The sequence below is a fragment of the Acanthopleuribacter pedis genome (assembly GCF_017377855.1).
Taxonomy (GTDB): Bacteria; Acidobacteriota; Holophagae; order Acanthopleuribacterales; family Acanthopleuribacteraceae; genus Acanthopleuribacter; species Acanthopleuribacter pedis.
Genome location: NZ_JAFREP010000014.1, coordinates 121,870 through 136,682, shown reverse-complemented (window position 1 = coordinate 136,682; position 14,813 = coordinate 121,870). Strand labels below are relative to the sequence as shown.

Annotated in this window: 8 protein-coding genes; 4 read left to right on the top strand and 4 right to left on the bottom strand. The window is 58.9% G+C overall.

The genetic code is table 11. From position 1 onward, the window contains the following. Nucleotides 1-12: 12 nt before the first annotated feature. Entirely contained in the window at nt 13-615 is a 603-nt protein-coding gene (locus J3U88_RS15210; RefSeq protein WP_207859723.1) for an HAD family hydrolase, read from the bottom strand. A gap of 90 nt (nt 616-705) precedes the next feature. Between J3U88_RS15210 and J3U88_RS15205 the strand changes: the two genes are divergently transcribed. Continuing rightward, entirely contained in the window at nt 706-4,491 is a 3,786-nt protein-coding gene (locus J3U88_RS15205) for a UvrD-helicase domain-containing protein (protein WP_207859722.1), read from the top strand. 283 nt (nt 4,492-4,774) lie between these two features. Then, nucleotides 4,775-7,477 carry a TonB-dependent receptor gene (locus J3U88_RS15200; RefSeq protein ID WP_207859721.1) on the top strand — a complete coding sequence of 901 codons (2,703 nt, stop codon included), beginning with the start codon at nt 4,775-4,777 and terminating at the stop codon, nt 7,475-7,477. A 20-nt stretch (nt 7,478-7,497) separates the two neighbouring features. On the opposite strand, the gene J3U88_RS15195 is transcribed toward J3U88_RS15200, so the two are convergent. The 3 genes from J3U88_RS15195 to J3U88_RS15185 form a co-directional block, all read right to left on the bottom strand. Continuing rightward, on the bottom strand, nt 7,498-8,082 hold the full coding sequence (locus J3U88_RS15195) for a DNA-3-methyladenine glycosylase (RefSeq protein WP_207859720.1): 585 nt from the start codon (nt 8,080-8,082) through the stop codon (nt 7,498-7,500). After that, nucleotides 8,079-9,053, bottom strand: coding sequence for a phosphate acetyltransferase (pta, locus tag J3U88_RS15190; protein WP_207859719.1), 975 nt, complete (start codon nt 9,051-9,053; stop codon nt 8,079-8,081). The genes J3U88_RS15195 and pta overlap by 4 nt, the downstream gene beginning before the upstream one ends. 925 nt (nt 9,054-9,978) lie before the next feature. Beyond that, on the bottom strand, nt 9,979-11,328 hold the full coding sequence (locus J3U88_RS15185) for a class II 3-deoxy-7-phosphoheptulonate synthase (protein WP_207859718.1): 1,350 nt from the start codon (nt 11,326-11,328) through the stop codon (nt 9,979-9,981). 191 nt (nt 11,329-11,519) lie between these two features. Between J3U88_RS15185 and J3U88_RS15180 the strand changes: the two genes are divergently transcribed. Continuing rightward, the gene (locus J3U88_RS15180; RefSeq protein ID WP_207859717.1) at nt 11,520-11,756 is read left to right on the top strand and encodes a hypothetical protein; all 237 of its coding nucleotides are present in this window, start codon (nt 11,520-11,522) and stop codon (nt 11,754-11,756) included. 455 nt (nt 11,757-12,211) lie between these two features. Continuing rightward, nucleotides 12,212-14,110, top strand: coding sequence for a PAS domain S-box protein (locus tag J3U88_RS15175; protein WP_207859716.1), 1,899 nt, complete (start codon nt 12,212-12,214; stop codon nt 14,108-14,110). Nucleotides 14,111-14,813 lie beyond the last annotated feature (703 nt).

Genomic DNA, 14,813 nt, shown 5'->3' with positions numbered 1-14,813 from the left:
GCGCAAACGGCCTTAACCGACACCCGCCCAAAGGGTTTCGACTTCTTCCGGGGTACGCACGCAATAATCGGCCCAACGGCGGTGCTCGAAGGTGCCTTCTTGGTCGACGTAGACCGTGAGCACCCCGGCGGCCCGTCCCGCCTGCAGGTCGAAAATCGCATCGCCCAGCATCACGGCTTGCCGCGCGGGAATTTGCCATGCTTCTAGCAGATGGTGGATCCCGGCGGGGTCGGGTTTGGGTTCGGCCTCGTCGCGACCCAAAATCCAATCGTCCTCAAAATAGGATCTGAGACCCGATACTTCCAAGGTCCGCAAGGCATTGCGGCGCGTGTTGCGCGTCAAAACACCCATCCGGCAACCGGCCTCCTGAAGACGCTGAAGCAACGCTTCGCAACCGGGCGACGCCTCGGCCTCTCCGGCAATCTCGTATTCGATATCGGCCAACGCCTTCTCAATCGGCTCGGCCCGCGCGGGCGTCATCGCCCGCAATGATTCGAGAATCGGCTGGTGGGTCGGCAAACCCAGTTGCCGCTTAATTGCTGTAAAATCATGGACTGCATGGGTCAAGGTTCCATCCATATCGAACACCCATGCTTTGCGATTCGACCAAGGCATCGCTGTTCCCCCGATTGTTCCAATTCCTTTTTCCATTCGCCGGGTTCATTATAAGACCTCACCCCCGTATCCTCACCAAGGCGTTCCGAATTGATTCAAGTACTCATCAACGACACGGTTAAACATTATTTTCTCAAACTGGCGCCACCCCAGCGCAAGCGGCTGCGCGCCAAGTTCGAGTACCTGGAAAACGGGCTATGGGATTCGGGGCTAAAAGTTAAAAAGCTGAAGGGCACCTCGTCCAAGACCGTGCTGGAAGGACGCCTTGATCGCGGTAACCGCATTATTTTCACACTCGGTCGGGAACAACAGGCCGAGGGCGACGTCACCCTGGTCTACGTCTGGGGCGTGGTTGTTCACGACGATATCGATAAAAAAGCCAGGGTTGTGGTGCCCGACAACGTACCTTTTTTGAAGTTTAATCAGTACCAGGAAGAGTTGTTTGAATCCGTCGTTTTGGACGACCTCGACGCCGACTACTTCACCCAGGAAACCATCGCGGACCCCATCGATCAGGACGCGGCGGGCCAACGCTGGCACCCCCTGGGCGAACCCGAATGGCAACGTCTCGCCAAATACAGCCACGACGATTTCGAACTCTTCCTCCACCTGACCCCCGATCAAAACGACATCCTGCGCACCCCGCCGCCCCTGCTGGTTTCAGGCACCGCGGGCAGCGGCAAAACCACGCTGGCCGTGTATTACCTCTTCAAAAGCGTGATGCGCCACCAGAAGAAACTTTTTGTCACCTACAACCGCTACCTGTGCGATTACTCGCGGCGGCTGTACGAGAGTTTGCTCAACGAACGCGACGACGTTGCCGACTGGACCCCGCCCCGCTTCGAAACCTTCAAAAACCTGTGTTTGGAAATCGCGGCCGAGGGGAAACAGCGTTTTCCGCGCGACAAGGAAATGGATTTCCGCCGCTTCCGACGCCTGTTCCCCAACAGCCCCCACGCGGCCAAATACGAGGCAACCTTGGTTTGGGAAGAGATTCGCGCCATCATCAAAGGCGCCCTGCCCCACACCAACCTCAAGCTGTTTCACGCCACCCACCAGCGTTTGCAGGGCGGCAGCCTTAGCCAAGCCGACTGCCACCAACTCAAACTCCAGTTTCACCAGTTCGCCCGCCTGGAAAGTGCCCAACCCATCGAGAAAGCGGTCCAAAAGGCCTTCAAGCAAGATCTCACCACCTTTGCCCGCCAATTGGAGCACCACGTGGCCGCCACCCCCGAGCGGGTGCAAACCGTGCTGCACGCCTGCCTCCAGTTTTTCCACAAAGAACCGCAACAGGCGCGCCGTCGCTACCTCACCCCGTTTGAATACGAATCCATCGGCCGCAAAAAAGCACCCAGCTTCCCCTTCGACCGCAAACAGATTTACGCCATGTTCGATTGGTACCAGGACCTGCTGGACCGCGAGGGTTACTGGGACGAACTGGATCTGGCGCGCGAGGTCGGCGCGTTGCTCAACGCCAACGAGGACGACCGCTTTCGCTTTGATTTTGTGATCGGCGACGAGATTCAAGATCTCACCGACATCCAACACGAGTTGCTGTTCTCCTGGGTACGCAACCCCTACAACCAATTTTTGTGTGGCGATACCAAACAAATCATCAACCCCAGCGGCTTCCGCTGGGAAGAACTGCGCCGCCACTTCTTCGACCGCGACCTCAAGGTACCCGACCCGCGTTTCCTGTCGCTGAATTTCCGCAGTTCGGGCGCCATCGTGGAAATTGCCAACACCCTGTTGCACCTGAAGCAAAAACTTTTAGGCGTGCGCAAAAGTGAGCTGGCCGAGGACTGGAAATTCAAGGGCCGGCCGACCCTGCTCATCCGCGGGCTCAGCCCGGGGCGGGTGCTGCAAAGCGTGGCCGCCACCGGCGCCAACCGCACGATTTTGGTTCGCAACCAGGCGGAAAAAGAGAAACTCCAAAAAAAGCTCGATACCGAACTGGTGTTTACCATTAGCGAAGCCAAGGGTTTGGAGTTCGACACGGTCTTGTTGTGGGGTTTTGCCAACGACAGCACGGCCCGCGATTTATGGGGACTGATCCTCAAAGACGAACTGGAGGACTTACCCGAGGCGCGCATCCGCCACGACATCAACCTGCTGTATGTCGGAATCACGCGGGCGCGCGGGGATTTGTTGATTTACGACGGCGAAGCGGGTTCGGTGATTTGGAACGATCCGCTGTTCGCGCGCAAGCTGGTGGCCACCGATGACGCGGCCTTTATCGACACCATTTGGAACGTCACCACCACACCAGAAGCATGGCGTAGCCAGGGGCGTTACTTTTTGGAACGCGGTCATTACCGTGCCGCGCGCGAGTGTTTCAAAAACGCCGACGATCAAGACGGCTTCCTCACCGCCTCGGCACTGCACTACCAGGAGGAGGAACGCTGGGAGCACGCGGCCGAGGCCTTCGCGGAAGTCGGTCGCTCAGCGGAGGCGGCCGCCAACTTCGAACGGGCGGAACAACCCGTCCGGGCGATGCCCCTGTACGAGGCGGTTGGCGATGAGGCCGGCGTCAAACGCTGCAGGGTGGCGGTCGCCCTGGGCACCAACCGTTTCCACGAGGCGGCGATGCTGTTGTTGGAACTGGATCAGGTGGCGGAGGCGGCGGCCCTGTACGTGCGCGCCAAGGCCTACCGTGAAGCGGCGGAGCTGTACCGCGACCGCCTGGACCGGCCGGAGCAGGCGGCGGTATATTTCGAAAAAGGTTCGCTGTTCGCCGAGGCGGCCGCCATGTTTGAAGCCGGTGGTAACCGGGCGTCCGCCGCGCAGAATTACTACCGCGCGGAACGCCACACGGATGCGGAGCGCCTGTTCCGCGCCTTGGGCGACACCAAAGGGCTGATTCGGGTGTACCAAAAAACCAAACAGGTCGAGCCCTTACTCGACATCTTCGCGGTCAAAAACGATTTCAAAGCCGCCTACCAAGCCGTCCAACATCTGGATGAAGCGGAACGCATCGCCCTGGGGCGCGCGGCCCTTGCGCAAGACCGGGCCTTTGCCGCGGCGATTCTGCTGGACGAAACCGACGACCATGTCGCCGCCGGCGACGCCTTTATGCTGCTCAAAAACTACGACGAAGCCGCCGATCACTTTCGCGAGGCCGGCGACTTCCGCCGTTTGGTGGACGCCCTGATTCCGATCGATCTCGCCGCGGCCTTGCGCACCCTCCCCAAACTCAGCGAAGCGGATTTGGCGGCGGTAAAGGTGCACGATCTCTTGTCAATCCTGTGCGTAAACGACCCCAAGGCCTGCGAAGCCGTTTCCGGCGAATGGTTGGCGGCGAAACGCGACGACCTGGCCCTCATCGGTTACGAGGCAATCGGCGACCACGGTCGTCAGGGAATCATTCACGCCAATTACCAACGCTGGGACCAAATGCGCCAAGCGTGGCTGCAAATGCCCCTTTACCAACTTCCCCGAGCCTACACCGAAAGCCTTGTGTTTGACAAACTCCCCATCTTTTTCCGGTTCCTCATCAACGATTACAACTTTGGATACCACACCAACCAGGAATACAACATCACCCTCAACTACGCGGAGCACGGCGACCTTTTCGACGCACTCCACGATTGGCTGGACCGCTCCGGGGACCCCCGTTTGCGCCGCAAGTGGCGCGACATTTTGTACCAGCACGGCCGCGATCAAGAGTTGTGGACCGACTTCCTCCGCCACACCTTGATGCTTGGAGAGCACGACGACGCCGCCGCCTACCTGCAAACGCTGATCGAAGACCAACCCAAGCTCAAAAACACGTATTACGAGAAGCTGGTCTCCATCGCATCCAAGCTGCGCAAAGCCAACCCAGACGACCCCTTGGTCGCGGCCTGGGAACGCCTGATCGCCAGCCTCGACCTGTAAGCCGGGTTGTGACGCTCCTCGGTATTGACATGGTTCCGGGCGAATCTCCTCGCCCCCGACCACCTTGGCATATCCTCGATGGGTGACAATCCAAAAGGGTTTCTTCGGCGCCTGTGTTAAGATGCCCGGTATTCACGACCTAACCCCTCAAAAACCTTGCTTAAGTGAAGGCCCGGCCGTTTAAAACGGGGTCTTTTTTCGTGGCTTTTGCCGCACCGCGCGAATCCCACCCAATCACACAGGCCACCCCGAGCCGCCACGCCCCGCGAGAGGAGTTCCAATCATGCATCAACCCCAGCCTTTGTCCCATCTCACGCATCGCATCTTTGGCGCGGTGTGGCGACTCCTGCCGGCGCTTTTACTGCTCGCACCGGCTCACGGATTCGCCCAAGACGGTGCAAGCGGACTCCTGAAAGGCATGGTGCGCGATGCCAACACCAAAAACGCGGTGAGCGGCGCCAACATCGTGGTCATCAACAATCAGAAAATCGTGGTCTCGGATCGCAACGGTTCCTTTAGCCTGCGTCTTAAAGGCGGCACCTACCAACTGATGGTTTCCCACCCCGACTTTGAAACCACCTACCTCAACACCGACATCGCCGCCGGCGGGACCCGCGAACTCGATGTGCACATGATCGCGTCACTGGCCAACTTTGGCGAGGAACTGGTGGTGCTCGGTTCGCGCGCGGCCCGGACCGCCCTCGAAACGCCGGTCCCGGTTGATGTCATGCACGCGGAAGAACTCAAGGCAACCGGCATGGTGGAAACCAGCCGCATGCTGCAATTCCTGGCCCCCTCGTTTAACTTTTCCACCTCCACCATCAGCGACGGCACCGATATCGTACGCCCTTCGACCCTGCGCGGGCTCGGCCCCGACCAAACCCTCGTGCTGGTCAACGGCAAACGCCGCCACGCCGGCGCCCTGGTTCACGTCAACGGCTCGGTCGGCCGCGGCACCGCCGGTGTCGACCTCAACGCGATTCCCGGCGCCGCCATCGAACGCATTGAAATCCTGCGCGACGGTGCCTCCGCCCAATACGGTTCCGACGCCATCGCGGGTGTGATCAACCTCATCCTCAAAAACGACATCGGTACCAGCTTCGACATCAACGCGGGGCAAACCTATGAGGAAGACGGCGAAACCCTCACCGGCAGTGTCAACCACGGCTGGCGCATCGGCGAACGCGGGTTCCTCAACCTGACCGGCGAGTTCCGCGACCGCGCCGCCACCAACCGCGCCGGTCTCGACCCGCGGCCGCAGTACCCGGCCCTTCCCGACGGAAGCCCCGACCCGCGCGAGCAAAGCTTTGACCGCTTGAACCACCGCTACGGCGACGCCGATTCCGAAAACCTCGGCCTGTTTGTGAATGCCTCCTTTCCCATCGGCATCGACAGCGAGATCTACCTGTTCGGCGGGATCACCGAACGCGAGGGCGAATCGGGCGGTTTCTACCGCCGCGCCCTGGATAACCGCAATGTACCCGAGATCTACCCCGACGGTTTTTTGCCGCTCATCAACACCACCGTCGACGATCAGTCCCTTTCCATCGGCTACAAAACGCTGATCAACAACTGGGTCCTCGACATCAGCGCCACCACCGGCGGCAACAGCTTCGACTTCGACATCAACAACTCGGTCAACGTTTCGCTGGGCGCGGCAAGCCCAACCGAGGCCTTCGCCGGCAGCCTGGAATTCAACCAAACCACCCTGGGCGCGGACCTCTTCGGCACGGTCGATTTCGGGCGCCCGGTCAACCTGGCCTTTGGCTTTGAATGGCGCGAGGACAGTTACCAAATCGGCGCCGGTGAGACAGCCTCCTGGATCGACGGCGGCGTCCCCAACCAAGCCGGCGGTCGCGCGGCACCCGGTATTCAGGTTTTCCCCGGCTTCCGGCCCGGCAACGAGGTCGACGCGGACCGCGACAACATCGCGGTTTACGGCGAGCTGGAAACCAACCTCAGCGAACCCCTGCTGGTCTCCCTCGCGGGCCGTTTTGAGGATTACAGCGATTTCGGCAACAACTTCAGCGGCAAGCTGGCGTTCCGCTACAGTGCCCACAAAAATCTTGCGTTCCGAACCTCCGCGAGCACCGGGTTTCGCGCGCCCTCCCTCCATCAATCCTTCTTCAACAACACCTCGACCCAGTTCGTCACCGACGAGGTCAGCAACGAGCTGGTTCCCTTTGAAGTCGGCACCTTCCGCAACAACGACCCGGTCACCCAAGCATTCGGCATCCCCGAGTTGAAAGAAGAAACCTCGGTGAACCTGAGCGCGGGATTCACCTGGAAACCGAGCCGCAACCTATCCATCACCGCCGATATGTACCAAATCGATATCGACGACCGCATTGTGATTTCCGGTCAATTCCAGGCCTCGGCCGATCCGCAAATCGCGGCCCTCCTCGAACCCTTCGACGTCAGCGCGGCTCAATTCTTCACCAACGCGGTCGACACCGAAACGCAAGGCGGCGACCTGGTGATCGCTTACGGGTTCGACCTGGGCGAAGAAAAACGACTGCGGCTAACCGCCGCGGCGAATTGGAACGATACCCAAGTGGTGGGCGAACCCCAAACACCGGCTGAGCTCGAAGGTTTTGGTTCCACCCTGTTTAACCGCATCGAACGGGAACGCATTGAAACGGCCCAGCCACGCAGCCAAATCAGCCTCACCGCGGCCTATGAAGTGAAACAGCTAACGATCACGGCGCGCGCCAACCGCTTCGGCAGCGTGAAAACCGTGGAGTCGGCCGCCGACCCGTCTCGCGACCAAGTTTTCGGCGCAAAAACCCTGGTCGACTTAGATTTAAGCCTTCGCTTCGGGCACCACCTGACTTGGTCCCTCGGCGCCAACAACCTGTTCGATACCTACCCGGATGAAAACAATCCCGGGCTGTCGTTTAACGGGATTTTCGTGTACCCGCGACGCACCGCCCCCTTCGGTTTCAACGGCGGTTCGTTTTATACCCGACTCAGCTACCTTTTTTAAACAGCACCGTCCGTCAAAGCTTACCGCTTGGAAACCCAGTCGTTGCCTTTGATATAGAACCGCCAGGGGAAATCGGCGCTTTTGCTGATGCCGATGCGGGTCGCGGTAACCACCTCGGTATCGGCAACCGCCGTGCCCTCTTCGATGAACAGGGCGGTGCCGGTGAGGTCACTGCCGTCGTGCTCGCGGGCCACGCCCAAGGCGGCACACAACTTGGCGGGCCCGTTGGTGAGTTGGCGCCGGGTGATTTTGGGACCGCGCCGTTGCTGCATCAGGTTTTCACCTTCCAGAGGTTCCAAGCCGCGAATAAGGACCGCCGCGCCAACCCCTTCGACCTCAGTTACCACGTTAAGGCAGTGGTGCATGCCGTAAATGAAATAGACGTAGAGGAAGCCGGGCGGGCCGAACATCACCGCGTTGCGCGCGGTTTGGCCGCCAAAACTGTGGGCGGCCTCATCCCCGTCCTGGTGGTAGGCCTCGGTTTCGACAATGCGCCCGCCGACCCGAACCCCCTGATCGTTTTGATGCACCAGCACCCGGCCCAGCAACGCGCGCGCCACGGTGAGGGTGTCGCGCGCGTACCACTCGCGGGGCAGTCGGTTCACGAATCCGCGCTCTGAATGGCCGAAACGGCGGCTACCAACTGGATATCCTCGGCGGTACAGCCACGGGAGAGATCGTTGACCGGCAATTTCAGACCCTGCAGCAAAGGTCCCAGGGCGGTGGCGCCGGCCAGACGTTCGGTGAGCTTGTAGGCAATGTTCCCCGCGTGCAAGTTGGGGAAAATAAGCACGTTGGCGCGCCCCTCCACGCTGGAGTCGGGCGCCTTGCGGGCGGCAATCTCGGGAACCAAAGCGGCATCGACCTGCAACTCGCCGTCGATTTTCAGTTCGGGTTCGCGTTCCCGCGCAATCGCCAAGGCCTCGCGAATCACGTCGATGGATTCGTGTTTGGCACTGCCGTAGGTGGAAAACGAGAGCATGGCCACGCGTGGCTCGGTGCCGTTGAGTTGGCGCCAACTGCGCGCCGAGGCGGTGGCGATTTCGGCCAACTGCTCGGCGTTGGGAAAAGGAATCACGCCGCAATCGGCGTACAACAGGGCGCGATCACCAGGCGGCATGATCATGTAAAAGAAGCTGGAAACCGTGCGTTCGCGCGGCCCGATACACTGGATGGCGGCGCGCACGGTGTCGGCGGTGGTGCGCACGGCGCCACCGACAAAGGTATCAACCTCGCCGGCACGCACCATCAGCGCCGCCTTAAACAAGGGGTCGGCGGCCAGGGTTGTCGCCTGTTCGCGGGTCAACCCTTTTTTCTTGCGGATCTCCATCAACTCGGGCACGTAACGGTCGGCATCGTGATCAGGCGCCAAAACGTCTAAATCGAAGCCGGAAAACCCCAGTTCGGCACAACGTTGTTCAACCACAAAGGCGTCACCCAACAGCAGGGGTCGCGCGGTGCCGGCTTTAATCATGGCCACCGCCGCGGCAATCACGCGCGGATCTTCCCCTTCCGGTAACGCAATGCGTTTGTTTACTTTAGCCGCACGGTCCAACAGATCCTGTTTAATGGACACAGGTCCCCCCTCTCACCCAATTCAATGTCAGTTGGGTGCTTCCATTATCAACCAAACCCGCCCCGCCGGCTACACAAGGAAGGCGGAAAAAACAGCTCGGTGATTGGGCCGGTATCCAAACAAGCCCGCGCCGATCCGCGGCACACGCAAGGTTGAATACCATTCCAGCGAACCCATACGGGGCCGCGTACCGTTCCGACACTCCCACGCGGGGCTACATACCATTCCGGCAAACCCACGCGGGGCCGCGTACCGTTCCGGCAAACCCATACGGGGCCGCGTACCGTTCCGGCAAACCCATACGGGGCCGCGTACCGTTCCGGCAAACCCATGCGGGGCTGCCTACCGTTCCGACACACCCACGCGGGGTTGAATACCATTCCGGCAAACCCATGCGGGGCTGCCTACCGTTCCGACCCACCCACGCGGGGTTGAATACCATTCCGGCAAACCCATGCGGGGCTGCCTACCGATTCGGCGAACCCCGAAGCGGGTCGCACCACCCCATCCAAGGACCATTCTTCGAATAAACGCCGGGCGCAGCCTGGCCACACTGGACGCATCCTGAAGGGATGCAATAGGTTAGCCCCGGGTACGACCATTGAAAATGGTCGCACCCTGGGTCTATGGGGTTCACGAATGGGAAGGCCCTGTAGGGGCCGACACCCCAGGCGTGACGGAAAAACCACCCCGCCGGGATCATCACGGCCCGGTGCTTGTACCGTGACAACCATTTTCCGGCAGGTTCGGTGAATTGGTTGTGAGGCCGAGACCGACGGAAAAATCACCCCGCCGGATCACCCCGGCCCGGTGGTTGTGCCGTGACGATCATTTTCCGCCCGGTTCGGTGAATCGGTCGTGAGGCCGGCACCCCAGGCGTGACGGATGATTCACCCCGCCGGGAAACCGACCCCTTCAAAAAACCCTAGGCATCCTCACGCAGCATTTCGGCAATTTTAAACGCCATTTCCAGACTTTGCGCCGCGTTCAAACGGGGATCACAAGCTGTTTCGTAGGCGTTGGCCAAATGCTCTTCCTTGAGGTCTTCAACGCCGCCCAAACATTCCGTGACATTGTCACCGGTTAGTTCGAAGTGAACGCCGCCGGGCACCGTGCCCTCCGCACGATGCAGCTTAAAGAACAAGGTGAGTTCCTGAAGAATGTCGGAGAACCGGCGCGTTTTGTGGCCGGTATCCGCGTTAAAGGTGTTGCCGTGCATGGGGTCACAGGTCCAGACCACCTTGCGCCCGTTTTCCTTAACCTTGCGGATCAGCTTGGGCAGCATGCGCTCAATTTTGGAAGCACCGAAGCGGGTGATCAGGACCAGGCGCCCGGCCTCGTTGTTGGGGTTCAGGGCGTCGATCAGCTTCATCAATTCGTCGGCACTGCACGAAGGACCGACCTTCATGCCGATGGGGTTGTTGATGCCGCGGAAGTACTCCACGTGGGCGCCGTCCAGTTGGCGGGTACGGTCGCCGATCCACACCATGTGGGCGCCGACGTTGTACCAGTTTTGCGTGAGGGAATCACAGCGGGTCAGCGCCGCTTCAAAACCCAGCACCAAACCCTCGTGGGAGGTGTAAAGGTCAACTTGGTTCAGTTGCGGGAAGCGGCGAGAATCGATGCCGCAGGCTTCGATAAACTTCAGCGTGCGGTGAATTTCGGTGGCCAAATCCTCGTAATGCTGTCCGAGCGGGCTGTTTTTCACAAATTGCAGGTTCCACGCGTTAACCATGTTGAGATCGGCGTAACCACCGTGGGTAAAGGCCCGCAATAGGTTCAGGGTGGAGGCCGATTGGTGGTAGGCGCGCAACATGCGTTGTGGATCGGGCACGCGCGCATCGAAATCAGCCTCGACCGAGTTAATGGAATCGCCTTTGTAGGAGGCCATTTCCACGCCGTTCACCCTTTCCATGGGTTTGGAGCGAGGTTTGGCGTATTGACCGGCGATGCGACCGACCTTCACAACGGGCTTCAAGGAGCCATAGGTCAGGACAACCGCCATTTGCAGGATAATGCGTAATTTTTCCCGAATAATTTTGGCGTGGTTCTGTGAAAACTGCTCGGCACAATCGCCGCCTTGCAACAAAAACGCTTTGCCGACGGCGACATCGGCCAGTTTCTTTTTAAGCTTGCGGCACTCCCCGGCAAAAACCAAAGGTGGCTGTTGTCGCAATTCAGCCAAAACCTGCTCCACTTCCTTAAGATCCGGGTATTCAGGCTGTTGTGCCGCGGGAAAATCGCGCCAAGAATCCAAATGCCATTGGTTACTCATCGATCACCTTCTTCAGTGTTTGATCGACCGCGATGGTTCCCCAATACACCACCTCGACCATAGACCCAATCCCACAAACATCAGCGGTCCCGGCGGGTATTCCTAGCCCAAGTGACACCATCCCCACGGCGTGTTCGGCGCACCGGTCCGCGCTTGCGATTGCGAGCGGCCTAAATTGAGGCGCCATTATAGTGAAAAAGAAGGGCGATGTCATGGGATCATTCGCGGTTTCACAGGGTTTTCACCAAACAGCGGGCGGGACCACCGAAGTGGGAAAAGGGGCGACATCAAAAGAAAACAAGGCGCGCCCCGGCCAACAACGGGAAAAGATCGGCATTGTCGGGTGCAGCCAAAAAGAAATAACGACAAAGACACCTTTTTCCAAAACCAAAAATCACCAAAAGAGCCGATGTTCCTGGAAAAAATAAGTGCATGTCGCCCGCTGCCGGCCCACGTCAAGGCCCGCCCAAATAGAAGCCTGCACGGGGGAAGGCGACTCGGGTGGGAGGGTGATCAGCCAAGGTCTCCAAGCGGTTGTGCACAAGTGGTTTAAAGGCTTGACTCCCCCACAAAAGACTGGCAGATTAAAGGGTTAATGAGCGCCAAATCCCCTTTGAACCCACGTTTGCCGAAATAAGCGCCCCGGTGAAAAGCGTTTCACCCAAAGGTTCATCGTTTATCTTTTTGACGACGCGGGTTAGGATTAGGTCTCGGTTCCAACCATTTAGGTGCAGGCGTGCCGTCCCGGATGACGCCGAACCAAGGTTCGATCAATCGGGCCGCGCCCCTTGATTTGTTTCAGGGCGACACTGAAACATGATCGCACCCCTGTTTCCTTTTCACGACGACTCGATGCCCAACTTCTTCATTGCTAAGGTTCCTCATGGTTCAATTCAATACCAAAGACAACGAGATTCTGGTCAAGATCGTTTTTTACGGCCCAGGCCTCTCCGGCAAAACCACCAACCTCCAAAAGTTACACGAGATGATGCAGCCCAACCAGCGCACCGATCTCTTCAGTGTCAACACCATGGAGGACCGCACGCTGTTCTTTGACCTGCTCCCGATGGACCTCGGTTACGTTTACGGCAATTCCATTAAACTTCAGATTTATACCGTCCCCGGTCAGGTCCATTACGATTCAACCCGTCGGATTGTGTTGAGCGGCGCCGACGGCGTGGTGTTTATCGCCGACTCCGATCCCGCCAAGATTCAGGAGAACGTGCAGAGCATTAACAACCTGCACCACAACCTCCAGGCCAACCGGCTCAACATCAAGGAAGTCCCTCTGGTGTTGCAGTACAACAAACGCGACTTACCCAACGCGATGCCGGTGGACGCCCTCAACCAAAAGCTCAATTTCCGCAATGTGCCCTACTTCGAGGGGGTCGCGGTCAACGGGCTCGGCGTTCTGGAAACCTTTTCCGAAACCGTCAAACAGACGGTGCGCTACATTTTCGAAAAATACCAGCTATCCAAGGGCATCAAAAACATCGATTCGGTAATCGAAAAGCTGGAAACCTCGCTGTTGGCCAATGCCAAGCAGGTGGTCGGTGTCAAAAAAGACCCGGCCCAGATTCCCGACGTGGAAAACACCAATACCGAACGATCCGGCCGCACCGTCCTCAAATACACCCACAACATTGACCAGGACGACGAGGAAGGCAAGGAGCAGCTGCTCAAAAAAGCGCTGACCTCCAACATGGACACGGCCCGTCTGTTCGGCGATCTCAAGAAAAGCAAAGAAGCCATTGCTAAGAAAAACGAAGAACTCAACGCGCTTTACAAGAAGCTGGAGAAATCCAACGCGGACAACCTCAAAATCCGCCGCTTCCTGGAGAGCTTGGTGAACTTCGCCGGCGAGGCGATTGTCACCTTTAACGAGCTGTGGCTGATTCAAAACTGGAACCAGGCGGCGGAAGAGTTGTTCGGTTACCCGCGCGAGGCGGTCCTCAACCAGAACATCAACATTCTGTTCCCCGACGAGTCCATGGCCGATTTGAACCGCGTCTTAACCTTCGTGGTAAGCGGCAAAGTGGTGCGCGGTTTTGAGACCAAACTCAAAACCGAAAAGAACGAGGTCATCCCCGTGAACATCACCTTTTCGCCCATCAAAAACCAGAACAACACCATCGTAGCTTTTACGGCAATCGTACGCGACCTGTCGTTCATGACCAAAATGAACGCCATGCTTTACGCCCTGCAACGTTACGAACCCACCGCCAACCTGCTGCCCGACCTCCTCAAACAAGCACGCGACCAGGCCGCCATCCCGGAGAACACCAACCAGTTGTTTGAGGAATTGCAACGATTGAGCGGCCCGCCGGCCAACACCACCGAACCAACCAACATCAATCAGTTGATCGAAACGGCGCACAACCTGCTGCACGCCCGCTTGGCATCACGCCGCATCGCTTGGATGGCCCAGTTGTTCCCCAACATGCCGCAACTGCTGTTGGACCGCCAGCAAATCACCCAAGCCATTCTGAACCTTCTGTTAAACGCCATCGACTCGCTGGAAGAACAACCCAACGGCAAACTCACCGTGGGTTCTCACTTCGCCAACGGCGAAGTTTTGGTGCAAATCATCGACAACGGCAGCGGCATGGCCCCCGAGGAGCTAGACCGCATCCTGGATCCCGTTTTCGACGACCGCAAATCCATCCCGGGCATTCGCCTCAACGCGACCAAGGACATCTTGCGGCTCAACGACGCCACGATGCGCATCGACTCCGCCCCCGGCAAAGGCACCAAGGCCACCCTGCGCTTTAAAGCGAACTGAGTTCTTGTGGGGACGGCCCTAGGGTGATGTCCAGTCTTGTCGGGCCGGCGCCTTCAGCGGCCTGCGTTACGGGAACCCCCGGTGACCCAGGGTAAACGGTTGTTTCACAACCATTTACCCTGGGCTGAAATCCTCAGCGCCTTCAGCGCTGCCGGCGGTGGCTCGCCTTGGCTCGCCGTTTAAAATCAGTTGTGGTCCACAGATGTGGGTGTGCGTACCCACGTTGGGGTACGCCGGAACAACGCCCGTCCATGCCCGGTTTTGTTTTCAGGGTTCATTCCCGCGTTCCAACCCTTCCGAACGACGTCCGTCCATGCCCGGTTTTGTTTTCAGGGTTCGGTCCCCCGTTCCAACCCATCCGAACAATGCCCGTCCATGCCCGGTTTTGTTTTCAGGGTTCGGTCCCCCGTTCCAACCCATCCGAACAATGCCCGTCCATGCCCGGTTTTGTTTCCAGGGTGCGTGCCCGCGTGCCAACCCACCCGAATGACGACCATCCATACCGTTTTTCTTTCAGGGTTCGTTTCCCCCGTTCCAACCTTTCCGAACAACGTCCGTCCATGCCCGGTGTTCTTTTCCTGGGTGCGCGCCCGCGTTGCTACACGCACGAACGCTGTTCGCCTATGCAGGGTTTCATGCCCGCGGGCTTCCCCGTCGGGGTACGTCGGGCCGATTCATATTTCCGCCCATTTCCTCCCTTCCT

Excerpts from the sequence above, each read along its gene's own strand:
- J3U88_RS15210 (WP_207859723.1), bottom strand. The coding sequence starts at position 615 with ATGCCTTGGTCGAATCGCAAAGCATGGGTGTTCGATATGGATGGAACC.
- J3U88_RS15200 (WP_207859721.1), top strand. The coding sequence starts at position 4,775 with ATGCATCAACCCCAGCCTTTGTCCCATCTCACGCATCGCATCTTTGGC.
- J3U88_RS15185 (WP_207859718.1), bottom strand. The coding sequence starts at position 11,328 with ATGAGTAACCAATGGCATTTGGATTCTTGGCGCGATTTTCCCGCGGCA.
- J3U88_RS15175 (WP_207859716.1), top strand. The coding sequence starts at position 12,212 with ATGGTTCAATTCAATACCAAAGACAACGAGATTCTGGTCAAGATCGTT.